16 protein-coding genes, 1 tRNA gene and 3 pseudogenes are annotated in these 23108 nt (G+C 70.8%); 10 read left to right on the top strand and 10 right to left on the bottom strand.

What is annotated here, in order from left to right; genetic code table 11:
* Nucleotides 1-144 precede the first annotated feature (144 nt).
* The 3 genes from K228_RS26910 to K228_RS0109365 form a co-directional block, all read right to left on the bottom strand.
* Nucleotides 145-567, bottom strand: a complete 423-nt coding sequence (locus K228_RS26910) for an MmpS family transport accessory protein (RefSeq protein WP_080671566.1) — start codon at nucleotides 565-567, stop codon at nucleotides 145-147.
* Between the two features lie 318 nt (nucleotides 568-885).
* The gene (locus K228_RS0109370) at nucleotides 886-1119 is read right to left on the bottom strand and encodes a hypothetical protein (RefSeq protein WP_025618211.1); all 234 of its coding nucleotides are present in this window, start codon (nucleotides 1117-1119) and stop codon (nucleotides 886-888) included.
* Nucleotides 1119-1298 (bottom strand): hypothetical protein, encoded by a 180-nt coding sequence (locus tag K228_RS0109365; protein WP_025618210.1) that lies wholly within the window; start codon nucleotides 1296-1298, stop codon nucleotides 1119-1121. Before K228_RS0109365 ends, K228_RS0109370 begins: the two co-directional genes overlap by 1 nt.
* A gap of 126 nt (nucleotides 1299-1424) precedes the next feature.
* On the opposite strand from K228_RS0109365, the gene K228_RS0109360 reads away from it, so the two are divergent.
* Nucleotides 1425-2504 (top strand): helix-turn-helix domain-containing protein, encoded by a 1080-nt coding sequence (locus K228_RS0109360; RefSeq protein WP_025618209.1) that lies wholly within the window; start codon nucleotides 1425-1427, stop codon nucleotides 2502-2504.
* Between the two features lie 421 nt (nucleotides 2505-2925).
* Nucleotides 2926-3342 carry a hypothetical protein gene (locus K228_RS28785; protein WP_245603437.1) on the top strand — a complete coding sequence of 139 codons (417 nt, stop codon included), beginning with the start codon at nucleotides 2926-2928 and terminating at the stop codon, nucleotides 3340-3342.
* Nucleotides 3343-3424: 82 nt separating this feature from the next.
* Here K228_RS28785 and K228_RS0109350 read toward each other — a convergent pair.
* A tRNA-Leu gene (locus tag K228_RS0109350) sits at nucleotides 3425-3508 on the bottom strand.
* A 213-nt stretch (nucleotides 3509-3721) separates the two neighbouring features.
* Here K228_RS0109350 and K228_RS0109345 point away from each other — a divergent pair.
* From K228_RS0109345 to K228_RS0109325, 5 genes and pseudogenes are all read left to right on the top strand, one after another.
* Nucleotides 3722-5017, top strand: a complete 1296-nt coding sequence (locus tag K228_RS0109345) for a tetratricopeptide repeat protein (protein ID WP_025618208.1) — start codon at nucleotides 3722-3724, stop codon at nucleotides 5015-5017.
* Nucleotides 5018-5166: 149 nt separating this feature from the next.
* Nucleotides 5167-7767 carry a fibronectin type III domain-containing protein gene (locus K228_RS0109340; protein WP_025618207.1) on the top strand — a complete coding sequence of 867 codons (2601 nt, stop codon included), beginning with the start codon at nucleotides 5167-5169 and terminating at the stop codon, nucleotides 7765-7767.
* Between the two features lie 25 nt (nucleotides 7768-7792).
* Entirely contained in the window at nucleotides 7793-8788 is a 996-nt protein-coding gene (locus K228_RS0109335) for an AAA family ATPase (RefSeq protein WP_025618206.1), read from the top strand.
* Nucleotides 8789-8791: 3 nt separating this feature from the next.
* Nucleotides 8792-9956, top strand: a pseudogene (locus K228_RS25460) (DUF58 domain-containing protein).
* Nucleotides 9932-12118, top strand: a pseudogene (locus K228_RS0109325) (transglutaminase TgpA family protein); the annotation flags it as partial. The pseudogenes K228_RS25460 and K228_RS0109325, both read left to right, overlap by 25 nt.
* Here the strand turns inward: K228_RS0109325 and K228_RS25455 are convergent.
* A pseudogene (locus K228_RS25455) lies at nucleotides 12118-12617 on the bottom strand (SDR family oxidoreductase); the annotation flags it as partial. The pseudogenes K228_RS0109325 and K228_RS25455 sit on opposite strands and share 1 nt — an antisense overlap.
* Entirely contained in the window at nucleotides 12614-13588 is a 975-nt protein-coding gene (locus K228_RS0109315) for an LLM class F420-dependent oxidoreductase (RefSeq protein ID WP_025618204.1), read from the bottom strand. The gene K228_RS0109315 and the pseudogene K228_RS25455, both read right to left, overlap by 4 nt.
* 100 nt (nucleotides 13589-13688) lie before the next feature.
* Between K228_RS0109315 and K228_RS0109310 the strand changes: the two genes are divergently transcribed.
* A complete protein-coding gene (locus K228_RS0109310; RefSeq protein WP_029723435.1) occupies nucleotides 13689-14567 on the top strand; it encodes a DUF1028 domain-containing protein in 879 nt (292 codons plus the stop codon).
* 90 nt (nucleotides 14568-14657) lie between these two features.
* Here the strand turns inward: K228_RS0109310 and K228_RS0109305 are convergent, their stop codons facing one another.
* Nucleotides 14658-15359, bottom strand: coding sequence for a maleylpyruvate isomerase N-terminal domain-containing protein (locus K228_RS0109305; RefSeq protein ID WP_025618203.1), 702 nt, complete (start codon nucleotides 15357-15359; stop codon nucleotides 14658-14660).
* Between the two features lie 18 nt (nucleotides 15360-15377).
* On the bottom strand, nucleotides 15378-16265 hold the full coding sequence (locus K228_RS0109300) for a phosphatase PAP2 family protein (RefSeq protein ID WP_025618202.1): 888 nt from the start codon (nucleotides 16263-16265) through the stop codon (nucleotides 15378-15380).
* Nucleotides 16266-16515: 250 nt separating this feature from the next.
* On the opposite strand from K228_RS0109300, the gene K228_RS0109295 reads away from it, so the two are divergent.
* A complete protein-coding gene (locus K228_RS0109295) occupies nucleotides 16516-18633 on the top strand; it encodes an MMPL family transporter (RefSeq protein WP_025618201.1) in 2118 nt (705 codons plus the stop codon).
* A 29-nt stretch (nucleotides 18634-18662) separates the two neighbouring features.
* On the opposite strand, the gene K228_RS0109290 is transcribed toward K228_RS0109295, so the two are convergent.
* Nucleotides 18663-20120, bottom strand: coding sequence for an MFS transporter (locus K228_RS0109290; RefSeq protein WP_025618200.1), 1458 nt, complete (start codon nucleotides 20118-20120; stop codon nucleotides 18663-18665).
* A 492-nt stretch (nucleotides 20121-20612) separates the two neighbouring features.
* On the opposite strand from K228_RS0109290, the gene K228_RS0109285 reads away from it, so the two are divergent.
* Nucleotides 20613-21503, top strand: a complete 891-nt coding sequence (locus K228_RS0109285) for a PhzF family phenazine biosynthesis protein (RefSeq protein WP_025618199.1) — start codon at nucleotides 20613-20615, stop codon at nucleotides 21501-21503.
* Nucleotides 21504-22298: 795 nt separating this feature from the next.
* Here the strand turns inward: K228_RS0109285 and K228_RS0109280 are convergent.
* Nucleotides 22299-22940 carry a GCN5 family acetyltransferase gene (locus K228_RS0109280; RefSeq protein ID WP_033776694.1) on the bottom strand — a complete coding sequence of 214 codons (642 nt, stop codon included), beginning with the start codon at nucleotides 22938-22940 and terminating at the stop codon, nucleotides 22299-22301.
* Nucleotides 22941-23108 lie beyond the last annotated feature (168 nt).

Genomic DNA, 23108 nt, shown 5'->3' with positions numbered 1-23108 from the left:
TTAGTGTACGACACAAACTCTAATAGTGCACGACAAAAACGCGCCCTGGCATGGATTCACCTCGCGACCTGGACGGGTGTCGACTGACATCGAAAGCGCCCCGCCTGGCCTTACGGCCGGGCGGGGCGCTTCTGCGCGTGCGGGTCAGAAGTTGTCGGCGGTGCAGGTCACGATCGCGAACTCACCGGAGGACGCGTTTTCCTTCGCCAGCTCCCCGTCAACCGTGATCCTGCATTCGATCTTGCCGGAGCTAGACCCCATCAACTGCGCTGAAACCATCGGGAGCGCGAACGAATCGTTTGACGTCAGTTCCTTTTTCCACGGCAACTTCGCGCCGTTCTCTTGTGACTGATCCGAGCCCAGGCTGTAGGTGATGTCGGCTGTCTTCGGCCCGGTCACCTCCATGACAATCGTCTTCTCACCCTCGGTCTTTTGATCCGTCCCGGCTACCTGCTCTTGGGCGCCGGGACCTGTCGTGTCGCTCTCGCCACCAGCAGAGCAGGCAACGGCCATAAGGGATACAACGGCCACAACGGACACGCCGGCTACGATCAACTTGGTACGCAACAGATCTCCTCAGATCGGCAAAAGCACGAGGTCCGCGGCCTCAGGCCGCTACAGCTCTTAACTGCCAGGCCGCCGCCGCGACACGCCTTGCCTGGGGCCGCAGCCAGGCTCCCGGCAACCGCAGAACCCGCCCGTCGGGCGTAGCTCGTTGTCCCCGGCGCACTGGTGCGTTTTGACCACGATTCCGGGGGCGCAGCCCAGGCACTGTACGGCCGGATCGGTTGCGGGTTTCACGTCGCCTCCAGAGATAGGGATGGGCCGAGAAGGTCATGGGTGAGTAGTCCGGCGTGGCCGTCGATCTGCCGGTGGTCGTGCAGGTCAACGCCGGCTCCCGGCCCGCTGTGGGGGCGCCCAGTTGCCCTGCCCGGCCGTGGCGAGGTAGCCGTAGGCGGTCTCGGTGGGCGGACACGGCCACCCGGACCCGCAGATCGGGCACCGATCGACGCGCGGCCAGTGCTCGGTGATGATCCGCCGGGCGGACAGGATCATCCGGTTGCGTAGCTGGACCGTCGACAGGCCGGCCGGGCTGCTGGGCCGGGCGTGGGTGGCCATCACCGCTGGTTGGCCCGTTGCCGGGCGAGCGGGGTCAGCAGCGGCCGGTTGTCGAAGATGACCGTCGGCTGGTTGTGCAGCGGGGAGTAGGCGCCGGCCCGCGCCACGTACCGGGTGGCGGGGCCGACCTGGTCCAGCCGTGCGGGCCGGCGGCGGAGTCGGCGGAGTAGCCGGATCATGCGCGTGCTCCCTCACCCTGGCGCCTCGGACATCCATCCGACCGCGTCGTGTGATTTCAGCGTGCGACGACGGGACTACGCTCGGAAGGAGGTCGATGTTTTCAGGCTTTTTCAGCAGGGGGACGTGTGGACGATCTCGGCGCCCAGCTCCGGCAGACTCGTACCGAGGCCGGGGTTACGTTGGCCTCAATGGCCGCTCGAACCTCGTATTCGGTGTCACATCTGAGCAATGTTGAGGCTGGGCGGAGGACAGCAACGCCCGACATCGTGCTCGCCTACGCGCGGCTCCTCGGGGAGGGTGAGATGAGGCGTCGACAGATGTTCGGCTTGGCGGCCGGCGTCGTCGGCCCGGTCGTGGCCGGCGAACTGATCCGGGCCGGTTTCAGCGCTGCGCTACGCGGCCGGACTGCTGAGGAGGACTGGCGGGAGCGGGTCGACCAGTACGGTCGGGACTACATGGCGGTGGGAGCCGTGGCGCTTCAGTCCCGCCTCGCGAACGACCTTGTGATCCTGCAACAGCACTTGGATACGCCGGTCATGTGGTCACACGCCGCCAGGGCGTTGGTGACCTACGGCAAAACCACTCCCAACCCCACCGAGGCCATCCGGTGGTACGACCTAGCCGGCGTGGCCGCCGACCGCTCCGACGATCTCGCCGTGCGGGTGTGGGTCCGGGGCCGGGCCGCAATCGCGTTGGCCTACGAGGGGGCGGCGCTAACCACGGCGCGGCGATACGCCGATCAGGCTGTCGCACTGTCGGACCGGCCGTCACTCGGGAGCGTCCAGGCGTTGATGGCGCAGGCACACGTGGCGGCCGGACGCGGGGACCGCAGCGGCGCTGTCGCGCTCGATACCGATGCTCGGCGGGTGTTCGACCAGGTGGCATCGCCGGATGGCGAGGTGTCTGATACCGCCGTCCCGCCGTGGCGGATGGCCACGTTCCGGAGCATGTTGTATGCCCGTCTCGGGATGCCCGGCCCGGGTGCCGAGGCCCAGGAGGAGGCCGACCGTACGCGACCTGTTGATCTGCCGCGTTTCGCTACTCATATTGAGCTGCATCGTGGACTCACGATGGTTAGAGCCGGTGACAGCGCGGCCGGGGTCGCCTACGCCCAGCGGGCAATGGATGCCCTACCGGCCGACCGTCGATCGCAGAGTTTGGTACTCATGCTGCGTGAGGTGGAGCAGGCCGCCTCGCGGCGGTAAACCCCGGCGCCCTGCCGCCATCGACGGTACTCCCCGCCTGCACGTCACGCCGTCACCTGTCCGTATGGATGTTCCGGCGCGTCGCGGCGTACGCCCTACCACGGAATGATGGTTCCGAACAGGTTCGAGCTGTCCGCTACGAAGTAGCGGACATTCACAACGTCACTGGGACGACCAAAACCATTCGCCGATATCACTTGTCGACTATGGATAAGCTACTAAAATTGTTCCGGCTGATCAGTGATCACGAGCAACGGTGACGGGGGACCTTCGTACGGGGTCGTGGCCCTCGGTCGCGCACCATCGCCGCCCCCAACCGGGCGAAGATCCATCGACACACCCACGAGAAGTCTTCCCATTCATTCGTACGTGTGTTCGACTAGCACGCTCCTGTCAGCACTCACTGGAGGTCTTCGACAGCGTGAACTACCCCTCCCGCCCCCACCGTCGCCCCGCCATGCCACTGGTCGCCCGCGCGGCACACGCCGCCACCGCCGCCTACCAGCGCGCCATGACCAGCAAGCGCGAACACCTATACCAGCAGGAGATCTACCGGCTCCGGCAGGAGGTACAGCGGCTTCGGGGCGAGGTCCGGGCCTGCTTCGATGTCATTGACACGATGGGACACGACATGGAGGCGCGGCGCCAGGAATTCGTCCTGGGCGAACTCTCCCGACTAGACGCCCACAGGCGCACGGTGATCGTCGATCAGCGGCGCCTGCTGGAGGTTCACCTTCGCGAACAGCTCGCCGCCGAGGCCGAGAAAACCGTCCGGGCCACCTACGCGGAGGGCTACGCCGACGGGATCATGCGCCGCAGGACCCACGGCCAAAACTGAGTTCCCCTACCTGTCCCCTACAACGAATCAGGCCCCCTCACTGGAGGGGGCCTGACCTGCGGTGCAGGAGATCATATTTGAGTGTCCGAGGGGGGACTTGAACCCCCACGCCCTATACGGGCACTAGCACCTCAAGCTAGCGCGTCTGCCATTCCGCCACCCGGACTTGCTTCATCCAGCCTACCGTTGACTACCGAAGTGATCTTCTCACCTGTCGGCTACCCGGCGGGCCGCACGAGGAGTTACTCTACACCGCCTGGATGGATCATGCACATCGGCTCTCGGCGGGTGGCAATACCGGACAGGAGCGCTGTTGCAGTAGCGTCGGGGCACGTCGGGCCGGCAGCATGACCACGTGTCGTATCCCTCGCCCTCTCCCTTGGCCGCGGTGCAGCATCGGGCTCTCGCTCTGCGTCACGCCGGTGACCTGGCCGGCGCGCGTCAACTCCTCACTGACACCGTGGAGTCGGCCCATCCGCCACCGTACGGCCCGGACCATCCCGAGGTGCTCAGTGCCGCGCACCTCCTGGCGCGACTGCACCGGGAGGCCGGCGACCCGAGCGCCGCCCGCCGGGTGTTGGAGGAGGCGCTCGCGGCGGGTGAGCGCCTCCGGTCGGACGCCGATCCCCTGTTGCTGGCGCTCGTCTTCGAGCTGGCGACCGTGGCGGACGAACTCGGCAACCGACACGAGGCCCGCCGCAACTTCAACCGGATCTTGACCGCCGGCCCAGCCGCGCTCGGGGCCGACCACTCGTCGGTCCGGGCGGCGCGGGCCTACCTCAACGAGGCCGTCCTGGCTGACGGCTCGTCCGGTACGCCGAACCCTCCACTCCCCACGCAGCACAGTCCGGGGCGTCCGGGGGCTGGGGCGGTCGCGGCGCAGCCCTCGGACGTTCGACGGGCGCAGCCGCCTTTTCCACCGGAGTCCGCGCCGGCTCCACCGGGGGCCCCGCCGGTTCCACCGGTGGCCGCGCCCGTTCCACCGGGTCCGTCTCCCGATCATGCCGGCCACGCGACACCACAGCGGCCGGCGGTCAGACCGAGACCGGGCGGGCACGGCGGCAGGCCACGGCCCCGACCAGACCAATCCTGGGGGCCACGTTCCCCGTACGGCCCTGTCGACGCCCGCCCCGCACCTGGGGTTTCAGCCAGTGACCCCGCGCCGGGCCCAGCCCGGATGACGGACGACACCGTTGTCGGTCTGCTGCCTGCCGCGCGTCCGGCACGGGAGCCGCAGCGGCGGGGCCGGAGCTGGACCGCGGTGGTCGCGGTGCTCGCCGCGGCGGGCGTGGCTGCGGTGGCGATCGTCGGCACGGGCCTGGTGGTGTTCTTTCGGACCGGGCCGACCGAGCCGGCGGCCGCTCCGCTGCCGGAGGCGCCGCGGGCGTCGGCGGCGCCGAGTGCACCACCGCCGACGGACCTGAGTCTGCGGGATGACCTGACCTCGGTGACTCTCACCTGGACGGACCCGTCCGGCGGCGCCGTTCCGTTCGTCGTTGCCGCCGGCCAGGCGGGGCAGCAGCTGGGGCCGAAGGACCAGGTGGAGCCGGGGCGGACCAGCTACACGCTCAATGGTCTGAGCGCAGGGGTGGACTACTGCTTCACGGTGCTGGCGGTGTATTCAACGGAGACGTTCACCACGTCCGGGCAGGTGTGCACCGATCGCGAGCGGTAAATTGCCAGACAGTACGCTGCGTACACACGGGTGGACGGTACGGGATTCCCTGTCGTTGCTGAGCCAAATAGGATGGCACCCGACTTCTGGGAGGGCCGCCGTCTTCGGACCCGTCAAAATGTTCAAACGATACGGGGAGGCAGTTGGTTGTGGCCGCCGTCAACGATGTCGGGACTCCACGCCGCCGGTTTCGTGGTGGGCTGGTCACCATCGCCACCGTGACGGCGCTGCTGGCGGCGATGGGGCTCACTGTGCTCGGAGTGGGCGCCGCTGACAACGCGGTGGCCACCTTCGACGCCAGCTCCTGGCTGTGGAGCAGTGTTCGCGGTGAGTTGGCTCGGGTCAACGGGGTGACGGCGCGGGTGGACACCCGGCTGGAGGTTCCGGGTGCGCGGCAGCATCCGGTGCAGGTCACCCAGACCGACCGGCTGCTCGTCCTGCGGGATTTGAGCACGGGCCAGGTCAGCTCGCTGGACCTCGCCACGTTGCGGATCCTCGCGACCTCCCCCACCACGCCCGGTCTTGGGGTGAACGTCGTGCTGCACGACGAGGCGGCGTTCGTGGTGGACGCGGTGCAGGGCGTCATCCGGCAGCTCGACCCGCGGTCCCTGACACCGATCGGCAACTCGGTCCACTTTCCGCCCGGCATCACCGGTGGGTCGTTTGATGGTGAGGGTCGGCTGTGGATCGCGGTGCCGAGCGAGGGAACTGTCTCGGCGATCAGCGCCGCGCCGCTGCCGTCCTCGTCGGCCTCGGCTGAGGAGGGCCTGAACCCGGAGTTGATCGAGACGTACGACATCACCGAGCCGCAGCACGAGTTGATCGTCTCCGCGTTGGACGACGGGGTGGCGGTGCTCGACCGGACGGCGGGCTCCCTGATCATGGTGCGCCAGGGGGATGTGACGCGGACCCCGTTGGTGACCTCCGGGCCGGCGGTGCTGCCCACCCGTACCAATGGGTCGGCGGTGCCGGTGACGGTGCCGTCGCAACGGCAGGTGCACGTGGTCGCGGGCGGGGTGGTCACGAACTTCACGGTGCCCGGCGATGGGGGCGACCTCAGCCCGGCGGTGTCGTGGGCGGGTCGGTTCTACTGTGCCGACGAGGCCACCGGCACCGTCTACGTCTTCGACGACTCCGGTCAGCTGGTCGATTCGATATCCGGCGCACCGGCTGGTCCGCTTGAACTGGAGGTTCGGGAGAACCACCTGTTCATCAACGCTCCGGACGCCTCGACCGCCCGGGTGGTGGACGACCGGCACCGGATGCGGGAGGTCGACAAGTACGCCAACGACGTGCTCGGCGGTGACCCGCCGCCCGCTCCCCCACCGCCGCCCCCGCCGCCGAAGAAGCCGAAGAAGAGTCGGCCGGGTCCACCGGAGGCGGTCACCGCGGCGGCCGGGGACGCCCAGGCCCGGGTGAGCTGGCGGGCCGCCGCCGCCAACGGCGCCGAGGTCATCAAGTACGTGGTGTCCGGTGGCGGGCAGCGCGTCGAGGTCGGCGCCAACCAGCGGGCGGTGGAGATCAAGGGGCTGACCAACGGGGAGACGTACGCGTTCTCGGTGTTCGCCGTCAACGCCAAGGGGGATGGCCCGGCCCGGACCAGTAATCCGGTGACGCCGACGGCGGAGGTGCCGGACCCGCCGGCTAGCGCGACCGCCGAGGCGCGCCCGGACGGGACGGTCGCGGTGCGCTGGCCGGCGGCGAACGGGCAGGGCAACACGATCGACCGGTACGTGGTGACGGCCACCTCGGCCGGCACGAACTCCCTGGCCGGGGAGGCGACCGGGACGGAGTTGGTGGTGCCGGCGGGCGAGTTGGAGTTCGGCCGGCAGTACGCGTTCTCGGTCGTCGCGGTCAATGACAAGGGTGCGGGTTCGGCGGCCTCGCCGGTGAGTAACACGGTGGTGCCGTATGCACCGCCGGGGGAGCCGGTGGAGCTACAGGCCACGACGGTGGCGGAGCAGTCGGGGACGGTCGCGGTGCGGTGGGGGCCGGCGGCGGCGAATGGCCGGCCGGTGACGGCGTACCTGGTGGACGTGGGTGGCCAGCAGAGCGAGGTGACCGATACTCAGACAACGGTCAGCGGGCTGGGTGACGGGCAGCAGGTCACGGTCAGGGTGCGGGCGGTCAACGAGGCCGGGCCGGGGCCGGAGGGGACGGCTACCGCGCGGACCGTGGCCGCGCCGAAGGTGACGGTGACCGGTTCGTCGGCGACCGCCACGTCGGTGACGGTGAATTTCACTGTGGATGCTGGCGGCGGCAAGGCGACCTGCACGCTGAGCACCAGCGGCAAGCCGGCGAAGTCCGGCCCGTGTTCCCGGATCACGTTGTCCGGGCTGACGTCGAGCACGGCGTACACGTTCACGGTGACGGCAACGAACGCGGCCGGCCCGGGCAGCGCGACCCGAGCGCAGTCGACCGCGGTGGCGCTCGGGACCGCTACCTGCGAGAACGGCGACTCCGGGGACCAGGCGACATATTGTGACGCCGATATCGATGGCCGCAACGGCAACGAGATCTTCTCGGTGCCGCGGCAGGATGACCCTCGGCAAGTCGGGTGGGCCAAGCCGGGCACGCGGTTGAAGGCGCACTGCCGGAAGGCGGGCGAAGAGGTGTACGCCTTCGTCTACAACGGGCACAAGAGGAGCACGTGGTGGGTGCAGGTCGACTTCCAGGGGCGCAACTACATTCCGTGGGCCTGGCTGAACCTCGACGGCGGTGACGACATCAACGTTCTGCCAACCTGCTGACCGACGCCAGGCAAGGAGCACCAGCGTGAGTTCCCCCGAGTTGCTCAGTCAGTCGGAGGTGCAGGGCTTCGCCGCCCTCGCCGCCCGGCTGGCCGAGAACATCAACGCGGTTGTCCTGGGCAAGCCGGAGGTGGTCCGGTTGGCCCTGACCGCCCTCTTCGCGCGGGGTCATGTGCTGCTGGAGGATGTGCCGGGGGTTGGCAAGACGACGCTGGCCCGGGCGGTCGCCGCCACGGTGCAGGGTCAGTGGCGGCGGATCCAGTTCACCCCGGACCTGCTGCCGTCGGACGTGTCCGGGGTGACGATCTACAACCAGGCCAGCCGGGAGTTCGAGTTTCATCCGGGGCCGGTCTTCGCCAACATCGTCATCGCCGATGAGATCAACCGGGCCTCACCGAAGACCCAGTCGGCGCTGCTGGAGGTGATGGAGGAGCGCACGGTGATGGTGGACGGGGTGCGCCATCCGGTTCCGCAGCCGTTCCTGGTGGTGGCGACGCAGAACCCGGTGGAGATGGATGGCACGTACCGGCTGCCGGAGGCGCAGTTGGACCGGTTCCTGGTGAAGTTGTCGGTTGGCTATCCGGATGAGGCGGTTGAGGTGGAGGTGCTGCGGGGCGCGACGGCGCGTTCTCCCGAGGCGCTGACCCCGGTCACCGACACCACGGCGGTCGAGGAGATGGTGCGGATGGCGCGCCGGGTGCACATCGCCGAGCCGTTGTACGCGTACGCGGTGCGGGTCGCCGCGGCGACCCGCGACCATCGGCAGGTCCGGGTGGGGGTGAGCCCGCGTGGGGTGATCGCGTTGACGCGGGCGGCCTGCGCGTACGCGCTGATCGACGGACGGGGTTGGATAATGCCGGAGGATCTGAAGCTGCTCGCGGAGCCCGTCTTCGCGCATCGGCTGCTGCTCACCCCGGAGGCGCAGGTGCGGGGGGTGACCCCGACGGAGGTGCTGCGCCAGGCCATCGCCTCGGTGCCGGTGCCACTGCCGTCCGGGCAGGCCGCTGCGGTCCGCGGTTGAGCTGTGGGGGTTACTGCCCGGGGAGTCGGGTTGCTTGTCGCTGCCGCTGCCCTGCTGGCGGTGGGCTTCCGGTTCGCGTACCCGGAGTTGGCCTTGTTGGGTGCGGCGGGGGCGACCGCGGGCGGCTACGCGTTGGCCGTAGCTGCGTGGCGGCCCCGGTTGGCGGTGGTTCGCCGGGCCGAGCCGGACCGGGTTTCGCGCGGTGAGCCGGCGACGATGACGGTGACCGTCCACAACAGTGGCCGGCTCCGGTCGGCGAACCTGGTCGCTGAGGACCGCTGTGGTGGGGTGCCGGTGCCGGTGCCGGTGTTGCGGTTGCGGCCGGGGAAGGACACCACGGCCCGGTACGAGGTGCCGACGACCCGCCGGGGTGTGGTGCCGGTGGGGCCGCTGCGGGTGACCCGGCGGGACCCGCTGGGGCTGGTGTCGTTGTCGCGCCCGTACGGCGAGACGGTGCCGGTGTGGGTGCACCCACGGGTCCATCCGCTGAACGTGATGCCCACGGGCGCGGGGGCGCAGCCTGGACGGTCGGGTGGATTCCGTCCCGCACGGTTCGATCACCTTCGACTCGCTGCGGGAGTATGTGGTCGGGGACGAGCTGCGTCGGGTGCACTGGCGGACCAGCGCGCGGGTGGGGGAGCTGATGGTCCGGGAGAACGTGGACACCAGCCTGCCTCGCCTGGTGGTGTTGCTGGACAACCGGGCGGTGGCTCACCCGCAGCGGTCGGCTGGTCCGGCGGAGTCGTTCGAGTCGGCGTGTGAGGCGGCGGCATCGGTGCTGACGGCCGCCTACCGGGCCGACCTGCCGGTGGTGCTGGTGCTGGTGGCCCCGGAGGAGGAGGTCAGCGCGGCGGGTGCGCCGGATGCCGGGGCGGCGGGCCCGCTGGACCGGTTGGCGGCGGCGGGGCTTGGGGCCGACACCCTGGACGCCACCCTGACCCGGCTGCGGGGGGACCGCCTCGGCGACACGCTGATCGCGCTCACCGGCCCGGGCGGGCGGGCGACGCTCGGCCGGTTCGGTGCGCTCCGCGGCGCGTACCCGTCGGTGGTCGTCGGGGTGTTCGGGGCGGCGGAGCCGGCGCAGCCGCCGACGACCGGCCTGGTGGTGATCGACGCTGTGGACGGGGCCGCGTTCGCCGCCGAGTGGGATCGGGTGCGGCGGTGGTGAGGATGGCCGAGCGCGGTGCCCGCCGCGATGCCGATCTCCCCGCGGGCAGAGGCCGCGGGGTTGCACAGCTGCCCGCACCCGGGTCGTTTCTGACCTCGGAGCTGCCGCTGGCGGTGGTGTTGGTCGTGTTGGTGGCGCTGGCCGGGGTGGTCCTCGGGCGGATGTACGCCGGCGGGCTGCTCACGCTGCTGGTTGCCGGTGCTGCGACCGGCTCGGTGCTGGTGGGAGTGCTCTGTCGGCGGCTGCCCTCGTGGCTGGTGGCGCCGCTGTCGGTCCTGGGCCTGGCGGCGTGGACGCTGTGGTCGTTGCGGCTTGCCGCCGATCGCTCCGACCTGCCCGGCCCGCTCATGGAGATCGCTGGCGAGGCCGCCCGCAACGGCATTCCCCGACTGTTGACCGCCATGATTCCGGTGGAGCCGACCCCGGACACGATCCTCGTTCCGGTGGTGGCCGCCTGGTTGGCCGGGCTGGCCGCGAGTGAGGTGACGTTGCGGGCGGGTCGGGTGCTGGTCGGGTACCTGCCGCCGGTGCTGCTCTTCGCCGGCGCCGTCTACCTGGTCGGGCCGAACGCTGAGCCGGCGGTCGGGCCGACGCTGGTCTTCGTGGCGGTGGCGGTGCTCGGGCTCGCGTTGCCGGGACGGGTCCGGCCGGCCGCTGCGGACCGGATGGCGGGGCTGGCGCCGAAGGCTCGCGCGGCGACGCGGATCCGGCTCGTCGGGGCGTCCACGGCCGGTATCGCGGTCGTGGTGGCACTGGCGGTCCTGCTCGGTCCAGCGCTCACCGGCATGATCGGAGGCCGGCCGGTCGACCCGCGCCGGTACGTGGAGCCGCCCCGCGTGGACTCGCTGGACGAGAATCCGTTGATCCGCATCTCGGGTTGGGCGCTGCATCCGGAGCAGCAGCTGCTGGAGGTGACGACCCTCTCCACCGCCGGGGCAGACCCGGCCGGCGCCGGGACGCGGATCCGGCTGGCGGTGCTCAGTGACTACGACGGGGTTACCTGGCAGGTCGGCGCGACGTACCGCAACGCCGGTCGGGTCCTCCCGGCGACGGACACCGCCCCGGGGAGCATCGTCGAGACGGTCCGCCAGGAGCTGACCGTCGCCGAGTTGACCGGGCGGTTGTTGCCGGCCGTCGCCACCCCGCGGGAGGTGACCGGGGCGCGGGTGGCGTACGACCCGGCGACCGGGACCCTGATCCACCCGGAGGGGCTGGCCCCCGGGCTGCGGTACACGGTGACGTCCGACCGGGAGCGGCCGGAGGCCAACCTGCTGGCCATCGCGGATGCGCCGGCCGGCGCGGAGGTGGCGCGGGTGCTGCGGGTCGCCGACGGGGTGCCGGAGTCGCTGCGCCAGTTGGCGGAGCAGCTCAGCGAGTCGGCCGGCACCCCGTACCAACGGGCTGCTGCGGTGGAGCAGTTCCTCGCCGAGCACTACCGGCTGGTTCCGGACGCGCCGAGCGGGCACGCATACCCGAATCTGGAGTTCTTTCTGTTCGGCCCACGCAACGCGGGTGGGCAGCGGGGAACGTCGGAGCAGTTCGCGGCGGCGTTCGCGGTGCTGGGCCGGTTGGTGGGGCTGCCGACCCGGGTGGTGGTCGGCTTCCGGCCGCCGGGCGACGGGCCGGTGCGGGCCGGGGACGCGTACGCCTGGCCGGAGGTGTTGTTCGACGGGCTGGGCTGGGTGCCGTTCGATCCGCTGCCCCAACCGGACGCCGAGCCCCGGCCGGTCGAGGAGGGGTTGCGTCCCCCACCGGACGAGCCGCCGTCGCCGACACCGACGCCGAGCACGGAGCCGACGGCCACTGCGCAGGCCTCCGGCGCACCGGTGGGGCCGGCAGACACCACCGGCGGGTCCCCGTCGGTGCTGCTGGTGGCCGGTGTCGCGGTCGGCGGTGGGCTGGTCCTGGCGGCGATGCTGCTGCTGACGTTGCTATGGCTACGCCGGACGCTGAGCCGGGGCCGGCTGGAGCGCGGCTCCCCCGGCGAGCGGGTGGGTGGCGCCTGGCGGGAGGTGACCGACGCGCTGCGGCTCGCCGGGCAGCCAGCCACCGGTGACTTGGCCGCCACCGAGGTCGCGGTGATGGCGCGCGATGTGTTGGTGCGGGCCCGTGGGGCCGACGGCGAGCCGACGCCGGTCGTGGCGGCGGGGGTCACCGAGTTGATGGCGAGCCACTCGGCGAAGGCGACGGCGGCATGCTTCGTGGCGGTGTAGGGCGCGTCGGCCACCGCGGTCAGACACCCGCGGCCGAACAGGTCATCAGCAGGTGCCCGCCACCGCGGGCGAGCATCGCCGGCAGCACCGCCCGGGCGGTGTAGACGTGGGAGAGCACATTGACCCGCCAGGCCCGGTCCCAGTCGGCGTCCGGGGCGGCCACTCCCCCACCGGTAGCCACGCCGGCGTTGGCGCAGAACAGGTCGATGCGCCCGTAGCGTCGCTCGGTCTCGGCGACCAGCGCGTGGACCTGCTCCTCGTCGGCGACGTCCACCTCGACAGGCCGGGCGACGGGGCCGACCGCGTCGGCGACCGCGCAGGCGGCCGTGGGGTCCAGATCCGCCACCACCACGGCCGCCGCTCCCTCCGCCGCGAACCGCCGGGCCAGCGCGGACCCGATCCCTCCGGCCCCGCCGGTGATCACCGCCACCCGGTCGGTGAGGTTCATCGGGGCTCACCCCCGCCCAGCCCGGCGAGCACGTCGAGGAGCGCCGCCGCCGCACCGGCCGCCAGCTCGGGCGTTGGCAGCAGCGCCAGTACGGGGACGTCCACTCCGGCCGCGGCGTACCGCTGCACCTGGGCCCGGCACTCCTGCGGGCTGCCGTGCAGCACGAGCGCGTCCACCACCTCGTCCGGCACCGCCGCCCCGGCGCCCCGCCGGTCTCCCGCGGCCCAGGCGGTCCACATCGGGTCGAAGACCTCGGCGCGCCCCAGCCAGCGGTGGAACTCCGCGTACGCCGGGACGGTCAGGTAGCTGGTGATGAGCCGGCGGCCCAGCGCGCGGGCGTATCCGGCGTCCGTGGTCGGGCAGACGAAGATCCGGGCGACGACCTCGAAGCCGGGGCGAGCCCGGCCGAGCGCGCCCAGCACCTGCGGCAGGTCGGTGGCGGCGAGCCAGTTGAGGATCACGCCGTCGGCTTCGCCGGCGGCGAGCCGCAGCATGCCGGGGCGCAGCGCGGCGAGCAGCAGCGACGGGGGTACGGCCGGCGGGCGTTCCAGGGTGAAGCGCCGGACGGCGAAGGTGTCGTACGCTCCGTCGACTGTCTCTCCGGCCAGGGCGGCGCGCAGGAAGCGGAGCACGTCGCGGGTGCGCCGGTACGGCTCGCTGAACTCGCCGGCGTTCCAATCCTGGACGATCACCGGTGCGGAGGCGCCGATGCCGAGGGCGAACCGATCGGGGGCGGTCTCGGCGAGGGCGGCGGCGCTCATCGCGAGCAGCCCCGGTCCGCGGGTGAAGACCGGCGCTATCGCGGTGCCTAACCGCAGCCGCGGCGCCCAGGCGGCGGCCAGCGCCAGCGGTGTGAAGGCGTCCGCCCCGGTCACCTCGGCCGACCACACGTCGGTGAAGCCGACCTGGTCGAGTGTGCGGTAGACCGCGGCGTGGTCGGCCAGCGGGATCCCGCTCAACGGTACCGTCATGCCCCATCGCGTCGTCATCGGTCGATGATGTCGGGCCGGCGGGCGGTGGGCAAGATCTGGTCTGGTCTCCCGGACCGGTCACCGCGCTACGCTGCGGCTCGTGACTTTCTCCCTCGTCGCCCGCTCCGCCGACGGCCGGCTGCACGGAGTGGTCGTGGCCAGCAGGTTCCTCGCCGCCGGGGCGCTGGTGCCGGCCGCGGAGGCCGAGGTGGGCGCGATCGCCACCCAGGCGCACGTGAACCTGGCCTACCGGCCGCAGGGCTTGGCGCTGCTCCGGACCGGGGTTGGCGCGGCGGGTGTGGTCGCCGGATTGGTCGCCGCCGACGACGAGCGCGACCACCGCCAGGTGGGTGTCGTGGGGGCGACCGGCCCGGGTGCCGGTTGGACCGGGCCGGCCTGCCGCCCCTGGGCGGGCGGGCAGTCCGGGGAGGGCTGGGCTGCGCAGGGCAACATCCTCGCCGGTCCGCAGGTGATCGACGAGGTCCGCGACGGCTGGCTCGGTGGCCGGGGGCTGCCGTTCCCGCAGCGTCTCCTGGCCGCGTTGCGGGCCGGGGACGAGGCGGGTGGGGACCGGCGCGGGCGGCAGAGCGCCGGGCTGCTGGTCGTCGAGCGCGGCGCCGGGTACGCCGGCACCGGCGACGTCCTGATCGATCTGCGGGTCGACGACCACCCGGATCCGGTTTCCGAGTTGGGCCGACTTCTCGCCGCGCACACCCGACTGTTCAGCCGTCCGGACCCGGGCACCCTGCTGGATCTCACCGGTGCGCTCGCGGTCGAGGTGGCCGGCCGGCTCACCGCGCTCGGGCACCCCGCCGATCCGGCCGCGCCGCAGGAGGCGCTGGTCGCTTGGGCGGGTCTGGAGAACCTGGAACGGCGACTGGTGCCGGGCCGAATCGACCCGGTGGTGCTGGAGCAGCTACGCCGGGCCGCCCCGCAGGTTCCCGCGCCGCGCGCTGCCCGTACCCGGCCCGCGCCCTGAGCCGGGCTGACGCGAGGCTCCAGCAGCGCGGCGGCTCGGCCGGCTGGGGCCAAGCCCAGCAGCGCGGCGCTCGGGGCGCCCCGGGAGCCCTCAGGGCGCGAAGCTCAGCCAGCGGAAGTCGACGGCGGCAACGGTCGTCTGCTCCGCGGAGGTCAACGGCGACCGGCCGGTCGTCTTGCGAATCAGGGTCAGCCGATCCCAGCCCAGGGCGGCCGGCACCGGATGTCCACCGGTGAGCAGGTCGGCCACCACGGTGGCGGCGGCCGGGGTCAGCCACGGTCGCCGGTCGAGCGCCGCGGCCAGGTCCAGGCCGTGCACCCCCACCTCGACCACCCGGGTACGCAGAAACTCCACCATTGTCATCGCGTCACCGTGCCGGGTGCGGACCAGCCGGCCGGGGGGCTGCGCGTCGACCGCGTCGAGGGTGGCCCGCTGGGCCCGGTCCAGGTTGTCGGCGAGCGTCGTGGCATCCAGGGACCGTCCCACTCGGTGGCCACCTTCGATGCGGTCGGCGTCTACCGGCGGGGTGAACTTGGCCGCGCCGAAGTAGCCGGCGGCGTCAACCTGCACCTGGGGCGGGGCAGGGGCAGCGAGCATCCCGGCGAGCCGGCCGACGCCGGTGTGCACGTGGGCGAGGAGGTCTCGGACGGTCCACGGCGGACAGTTGGTGGGCCGGTCCAGGTCGGCCTCGGTCAGGTCCCGCAGCTCGGCAGCGAGCTGGGCGCATTCGTCCCGAAACGCCGCCCGCACCGGCGTGAGCTCCGGCAGGCTACCGACGGCCGCTTCCACCATGGCCGGCTCCACCACGGCTCAGCCCGCGTTTCGGGGGATGAGACGGTGCGCACTGACCAGGACCAGGGCCATCACGATGGCCATCGTACCGGCGATCTCGGCGGCACCACCCGCATAGCCGGCGAAGAGGGGCCGGCGGGCCAACTCGTTCGGGGCGATCCGGGGGCCGTCGGCGAGCCAGGCCAGGGCGAGACCGCCGGCGACGACCGCGAGCAGGCCGCCCGTGCCGAGTAACACGGCGGCGAGCCGGTGCGCGTCGCCGGGGTCGACCTTCGCCCGTTCTCGCTGCATGATCAACAGCACCAGCCCACCGAGCGCCGCCCAGACCCCGACCACCAGGTACGCGGCGATGGCGTCGCTGGGTCGGTGCCATCCGGCGGAGAGGGTGGCCACTCCGACGGCGGCGGCGTAGCCGGTGCCGAGCAACGCGCCCAGGACTCGGACCGTCGGTGGCAGGACGAGGACCAGCGCCACCGCGAACGAGGCGGCGACGGTGGCGTGACCACTGGGCAGACTGTTGCCGGCGAAGATCCGTTGCGGGTCGATGCCGAAGTCCGGCCGGGCGAGGCCGTACTTGAGCGCCTGGGTGGTGAGGTTGGCGCCGACGATGAGCAGGGTTGCGGTGACCGCGAGCGCGACGCGGCCCCGGATCAGCGCGATGAACCCGATTACGGCGGTGGCGGCCAGCAGCGCCGCCAGCGACATGGCGTTGAGGATGTGGTTGACCGGTCCGTCGATGCGGTCCTGGCCGATCTGGTTGCCGGTGAGGGCGACCGTGTCGAGCCACTGGCCGAGTTCGGTGTGCAAGGCGGTGCGCCACACCACGATGAGGGCGACTGTCTGCGCCAGCACCAGTACGGCCAACCAGACCGCCGTCCCACGCCTTGCCGTGTCATGCACCCGCACAACCTAACGGGCTGTGACATCGACTGCCCGGGTGGCCCACCCGTTACGACTTTCACCTGTTCAGCGGAGAACGGCGGGAAGTCGGAGTGTGCGCAGCCGATACCCCAGATAGTTGACCCATGTCAGATCCGGCCGGGCGCTCGCGCCCGAGTGAACGGAGGGCACTGCTGTCGGGCCCGCTGCTGATCGCGGGGCCGGGCGGCAGGTCGGGGCGCCGGTACCAGCAAGCCGAACGTTGACAGGGGCCGCAATGCCTTCCCGCCACGTCGGCACCCTGGTCGCGGTGGTGGTGACCCTCGGATGGCTCGTGATCGGCGGTGTGGCCCACTCCTTCCCCGGCCGCCTCGACGAGGTCGAGACCGACAACTTCCAGACGTTCCTTCCCGCCGATGCGGAGTCCCAGCAGGCGCAGCGGGACAGCCGGGACATCACCGGTGCGGATACCACGCCTGCCCTGGTGGTCTACGAGCGTTCGGCGGGGATCACCGTTGACGACCAGGAACGGGCGATGTCAGACCTGACCCACTTCGGTCAGGTGCAGTGGGTTGTCGGGCCCCTCGCGCCCCCCGTCCAGAGCCAGGACGGGCAGGCCCTGCTGGTGGTCGTCCCGATCGACAACGCCGTGGGGCAGGCGGAGAACGACGTCATCGATCAGCTGCGCGCGATCACCAGTGGCGACCAGGGTGGACTGACCATCGAGGTCACCGGCCCGGCCGCCCTACGTGGCGACCTGATCACGGTGCTGGCCGGGGTGGGCGGCGAGTTGCTGGTCGTCACCCTGGGCGCGGTGCTGGTAGTTCTGCTGATCATCTACCGAAGTCCGGTCTTGTGGGCGCTTCCACTGATCTCCGCCGGGCTCTCGTACGTGTTGGCCACGGTCTTCGTGTATTGGCTGGCCGACGCGGATGTGATCAAGCTGAGTGGGGAGTCGCGGGGGATCCTCACCGTGCTCGTCTTCGGCGCGGGTACCGACTACGCGCTGCTACTCATAGCTCGCTATCGGGAGGAGTTGACCAGGAGGGAACGCCCCGTTGACGCGATGAAGGTGGCGTGGCGCGGTGCCGCTCCCGCGATCGTCGCCTCCGGCTCGACGGTCATCCTCGGCCTACTCGCCCTGCTGTTGTCGGTGCTCAGCTCCACCCGCTCCCTCGGGCCGGTCTCCGCCATCGGCATCGCCTGCACGCTGCTAGTGATGCTCACCTTCCTCCCCGCCCTGCTCGTCCTGGGTGGGCGGCGGGTTTTCTGGCCGCGGACTCCGCGCCCGAAACAGCGGGCCGCAACCACCTCGCATCGCTTCTGGACCCCGGTCGCCCGCCTCATCGGCCGGCGAGACCGACTCGTGTGGGTGACCGCCGTCATCGGCCTCGGCGTGGCCGCGATCGGGGTCACCCAGCTCGGAAAGCAGGCAGTCAACCAGGATGACCTGCTCTTCTCCGGGAACCGGTCGTCGGTCAGCGGGCAGCGTCTGCTCGACCAGCACTATCCCGGCGGCACCGGCAGCCCGGCGATCATCGTGACCAACGCGGAGACCGTCGACCAGGTCACCGCCGCGGCCCGTCAGGTGTCGGGAATCGTCTCCGTGGCAGCGGTCACCTCAGCGGGTGGGGCCTCGACCACGGCGGAGGAAGCAGGGGCCGCGCCGAAGGTCGTCGACGGACGGGCTCAGCTCAACGCGACCATGAGCGACGCACCGGACGGCGACAGCGCTGAGCAGACCCTGCGGCGGCTCCGCACCGCCGTGCACGCGGTGCCCGGCTCCGACTCCGTGGTCGGTGGCTTCACGGCAACAAATGTGGACACGGCCAACGCCGCCGACCGGGATCAGCAGGTCATCTTTCCGGTCGTCCTGGCCGTGATCCTGCTCTGCCTGGCGGTGTTGTTGCGCGCCCTGCTCGCACCGATGCTCCTGGTCCTGACCGTGGTGCTCTCCTTTACCGCCACCGTGGGAATCTGCGTGCTGATCTTCCGGTATCTGCTCAACATCCCCAAGGTGGACCCGGAGTTCCTCCTGTTCGCATTCGTCTTTCTGGTCGCCCTGGGGGTGGACTACAACGTCTTTCTGATGAGCCGGGTTCGACAGGAGTCAGAGCGGCTGGGCACCCGACGCGGAGTACTGTCCGCACTCACCGTAACCGGCGGGGTGATCACCTCAGCCGGTGTCGTGCTCGCGGCGACCTTCGCGGCACTGACCGTGCTCCCGGTTCGAATCCTGGTGGAGCTGGGCATCGCCCTTCCAGTCGGGCTTCTCATCGACACCATCGTCGTGCGGTCCCTGCTGGTGCCGGCCCTCACCCATGACGTTGGTCGCCGAGTCTGGTGGCCGAGCCGGCTTGAGCGAAGCGGCGGTGGCCCGCCCGGCACCGGTTGACCGAAGTGGCAGCCGACCGGGGAGGGCCGTCACCGCGATCGGGAACGGATAGCCAAGTCGATCAGAACAGCGACAAACGCGATGACGAAGAAGCAGATAATGATCGCCATCGGAATTCGGAAGGCGAGGAGCCAGTCACCGGTTCTGTCCAGGCTGGTGAAGAGCGCGGTGCCGACGAGGGCGACCCCGAACCCACCCCCGAAGCGCTGCCCCGTCTGGAGCATCCCCCCGGCACTGCCGCCCTGGGCCGGCGGCACGTGCGCCAGGGCCAGGGTCTGGTTCGGCGCGATAACCAGCCCACCCCCGACGCCCGCGGTGACCAGTCCACCGCCCAAGCCGGCCAGGAGCAGTGGCAGCGTCGCCGCGTGCGGGGACTGTGGATCCGGCAGGAAAAGATCTGCGATCAACAGCATGGCGAGCCCGACCACCCCGCAGGCCAACCCCACAGCGATCAGTCGCCGCCCGATCTGGTCGGCCTTGGCACCGGCGGCCACCGAGCCGACGGCCATACCCAGAGCCAACGGCATGAGGGCGATGCCCGTCACCAACTCGTCGTGCCCGAGCCCGTGCTGCAGATACTCCGATACCAGGTAGTAGACGGCCTCGTAGCCGGCGAAGTAGAACGTGGCGATGAATGTGCCCAGGGCGAACGACCGGATCCGGAACAGGCCCAGGTTGAATATCGGCTCGCCGCGGCGGGCATAGGACCGTTCCCAGTAGAAGAAGGCGACCAGGATCGCCAGGCCGGCCGGTAGGAGCAGCCAGCGGAGCAGCCCCGGCCACTGTTCTCCCTGCATCAGCCAGAGCAGCCCCAACCCGCACATCAGTAGGAGGGCACCGATCAGGTCCAGGTCGGGTCGCTGCCCCCGTTCGGCGACGGGGAACAGCCGCCACCCGAAGCCGGCGACGACGATCCCAAGCGGAACATTGATCAAAAAGATCCACCGCCAGCCCTGCTCGCCGCCGAGGGCGACCAAGGCGCCACCGAGTATCGGACCGGCCAGTCGGGAGCTACTGACTCCGACGGCCACCAGCCCGAGCGGGCGCCCCCGTTCTCCGGGTGAGAACATCCGCTGGATCGTCCCGAACACCTGGGGTAGCGCTATCCCGATGCCAACTCCCTGCGCCAACCGGCCAATAATCAGCCACTCCCCGGAGGGGGCTAATCCGGAAACCATGCTCGCCACCACGAACAACATGACGCCGGCCACAAATATGTTGCGCCGGCCACGCTGGTCGCCGAACCGGCCAGCTGGCACCAGCGTCAGTCCGAAGGTCAAAAAATATCCGGAGACCAGCCATTGCTGACCGCTCGAGCTCAGGTCGAACACACTTCGGATCGTCGGCAAAGCGATCACGATCAGGGAGATGTTCAACCCGCCCAGAAACAACGCCAGCAGCCCGACGGTCGCCGCCGGCCAGGGTCGGACCGGCCGCCCCGACCCGGTCCGGGGGGCTTCCCCCGCCTCCAGCTCACCCTCGTTCATCCGACGATCCGGCACCAGGAAGAACCATCGTGGTCACACTCTTCGGACAGGCGGTGGCGAGTGCGATCACTCCGACGTGCATCGCCAACCCCACTCACCCCGTAGCCGCACGTCAGCTTCCGACCGAACAGCATCGACTTGGCGGCCGGACCACCGGCGCTCCCCAACTCGAAGAGTGCCCCAAAGCCCACCATATGGGTGACACCAACAGACGGCCGGATCATTCGAACCGACTCACCCCAACGTGCCGGGCGAAGCGCTGGCGTTACCCCGGAAGCGTCCGCCCGCTGCGGGAGCTGACTCTCGAGCCAGCCACGGACATTGGATCACCCGGATTCAGCCGAATCTAGCTGGAGACCGGGTGAACTCGGATTTAATACCGGACTCTATGTCGCACCCACCCAGGCAACAAGCATCGAACTACCCCGGCGGTGACCACCGGGAGTCAATTGGCACTCGGTCACAGGGAGACTCCACCCTAGAATCGCGATCATGGAGATCCTGCGGTTCGCCGCGTTCACCACCGATCCCGCCGGCGGCAATCCGGCTGGTGTCGTGTTGGACGCCACCGGTGCTGACGACGCGGAGATGCAGCGCGTCGCGGCCGAAGTCGGGTATTCCGAAACGGCGTTCCTCGTGCCCGGCGACGCCGGGCATTTCACGGTTCGCTACTTCAGTCCCAAAGCAGAGGTCCCGTTCTGTGGCCACGCGACCATCGCGTCAGCCGCGGCGTACGCCGCGCGACACGGCTCAGGAGTGTTGCATCTGAGCACCCCTGCCGGCCCGGTCGAGGTCTCCACCACGGTACGGGCGGACGGCACCATCACCGCGACGTTGGTCAGCGTCGAACCACGCACCCAGCCGATCGCCGCGGACGACTTCGCGGCACTACTCGACGCGTTGCGCTGGAAGCCGGAGGACCTGGCGACGACGCTGCCACCACGGGTCGCCTTCGCCGGGGCATGGCACCCGATCATCGCCGCTGGAAGCCGAGCCCGCCTGGCCGACCTGGACTACGACATGGCAGCGCTGACCAACCTGATGGCCGAGCGGGACTGGACCACCATCAACCTGGTGCACCGGGAGTCCGCACAGGTCATCCACGCGCGGAACCCGTTTCCCCCCGGGGGCGTCGTGGAGGACCCCGCCACCGGTGCGGCCGCCGCGGCGCTCGGCGGCTACCTGCGCGAGCTCGGCCTGGTCGCGCCGCCCACGACGGTAACCGTGTACCAGGGTCAGGAGATGGGCCGTCCAAGTCTGCTCACCGTCGGCATCCCCGACCAGCCCGGAACCGGAATCTCGGTGACCGGCGCCGCGGTTGCCCTCGCCCCGCTCGGAGCCACCGGTGCGGACGCGGCTGCTCGGGGCCGGGCTCCAGCATGACCGGAGCCACGATCAGCTGAGGCGCTGTGCCTCCGACCCGACCGCGGTGGTGGCAGGTTCACCCGCGCCTAGTCGCTGATCGCCGCCACCGCGACGCCACGGGCTCGACGACAGCCCCACCGCGATCGTCCGGTCTGCCGAGGGTGGGGGTCAGTCGCAGGTAGGCCACGCTTGCGTGCGCCTGGGGATAGTCGAATGACGAAGAACGGTTGGTCGTTCGCTGACCAGTCTCACCGCGCCGGTCGGGGTGCTGCTCGGGGCCTGGCGCTGGTCGCTGGGGCCGCCAGGAGGCGTCACGCCACCTGGCCAGCCCAGCACCTCTGGATCCGACGGTGTCGGGGGGCCATTGGCCCTGACTCCGGCGGCATGCCAGCCGAGCCGGGCAGCGAGTGCTGCGGGATGCATCCCCCCGTTGCGCTCCGAGTGGAGCTGATCCATCCCGCTGGCAATCCCCGTCCGGGTCAGCGACCCGTCGCCAGATGGCTCTGGAAACGTGCGTTCGGTGTGCAGAGCTTCCACTAAACACATGTTTCTCAGCGCAGAGTCGATCTTACGCTCACGTTCGGTGCTCCTGTCAACACCTGCGTCGGGGGCACCCGTGACTGCGACACTGTCGTTTACGTCACCGACGGGAAAGATCACAGTGGACGACCAACCCCGGGGAGCGGGTGTTACCGTCCGGTCAGCGGCGACCGCCACCCGCGTCGCCGGCCCGTTCACCGGCCAGCCCGGCGGCATCAACGGCGCCGGAAGTACCTTCCGGCAACGAGGCCACCCCGTCCGGCCTGCGCGTCGCTACCTCTCGAAGAGCTGTGCTTCTGCGCCGACCGGTCGGAACCCCGCCGCCTGGAACGCGCGTACACTGCGGGCGTTGCCCGCTGCCTGCTGCGCCCAGACCGGCTGCCCGGTCGGCACCAGGTGCCGCGCAGCCCTCGCCAACTCCCGTCCGAGGCCCGCTTCGCGCCGTCCCTCGTCAACCTCGATCGCCGCCTCCCATCGTCCGGCCACGCCCCGGCCAAGGATGACCACTCCCCCGTCGGCTGCCCAGACCCGGATGTCGTCCCGATGCTGGCGCGCCCGGGCTTCCCGGGGATGGGCGGCGTCGGTGAGCTCGGTGAGCCGCAGCGGTGGTGCACCCGCCAGCGAGCTTGCGACCGTCAGTAGGTCGATCGTGTCCATGCGACGTCCGGTGCGCTCGAGCAGGGCGCCCAGGAAGTGTGGATGCATCGTGGCCGCCAGGGGGTCGCAGTCGAGAGCGGCCAGAACTCCACGGACCCAGCGCGGATCCTCGTTGGTGAAGACCACGGAGTGGGCGGTGAACGCGATCACCCCGGCGTCGCGGTCGCAGGGCTGCGGCAGCACGGTCATCCCGCCGTCCGGTGCCGGAAAGCGCCCGGCGGCCACGGCGTCCAGGATCTCGGCCAGCTCACTTCCCATGGTCATCTCCTTTTCGGCGCGGCGTGGCCCGGGCTGGGGCCGGTGACCGACCACACCTCCCCGCACCAACGGCCAGCGCGCCCCGCACGGTGACACCAACCGATGGTAAAGCCCCTTCGCCGAGGGAAGAGGCTTCGCAGCCCGGGCCAACGCGGGTGGGACACAGCG

The sequence above is a fragment of the Salinispora cortesiana genome (assembly GCF_000484695.1).
In the GTDB taxonomy this organism is placed as follows: domain Bacteria; phylum Actinomycetota; class Actinomycetes; order Mycobacteriales; family Micromonosporaceae; genus Micromonospora; species Micromonospora cortesiana.
The sequence above is the reverse complement of the archived record's forward strand: the minus strand, read 5'-3'. Positions and strand labels throughout refer to the sequence as shown.

Bases quoted from the DNA above. Each gene is read 5' to 3' on its own strand.
- K228_RS0109370 (WP_025618211.1), bottom strand. From the start codon at position 1,119: ATGGCCACCCACGCCCGGCCCAGCAGCCCGGCCGGCCTGTCGACGGTC.
- K228_RS0109295 (WP_025618201.1), top strand. From the start codon at position 16,516: ATGCCTTCCCGCCACGTCGGCACCCTGGTCGCGGTGGTGGTGACCCTC.
- K228_RS0109280 (WP_033776694.1), bottom strand. From the start codon at position 22,940: ATGGGAAGTGAGCTGGCCGAGATCCTGGACGCCGTGGCCGCCGGGCGC.
- K228_RS0109315 (WP_025618204.1), bottom strand. From the start codon at position 13,588: ATGACGGTACCGTTGAGCGGGATCCCGCTGGCCGACCACGCCGCGGTC.
- K228_RS0109365 (WP_025618210.1), bottom strand. From the start codon at position 1,298: ATGATCCGGCTACTCCGCCGACTCCGCCGCCGGCCCGCACGGCTGGAC.
- K228_RS0109290 (WP_025618200.1), bottom strand. From the start codon at position 20,120: ATGAACGAGGGTGAGCTGGAGGCGGGGGAAGCCCCCCGGACCGGGTCG.
- K228_RS0109285 (WP_025618199.1), top strand. From the start codon at position 20,613: ATGGAGATCCTGCGGTTCGCCGCGTTCACCACCGATCCCGCCGGCGGC.
- K228_RS0109305 (WP_025618203.1), bottom strand. From the start codon at position 15,359: ATGGTGGAAGCGGCCGTCGGTAGCCTGCCGGAGCTCACGCCGGTGCGG.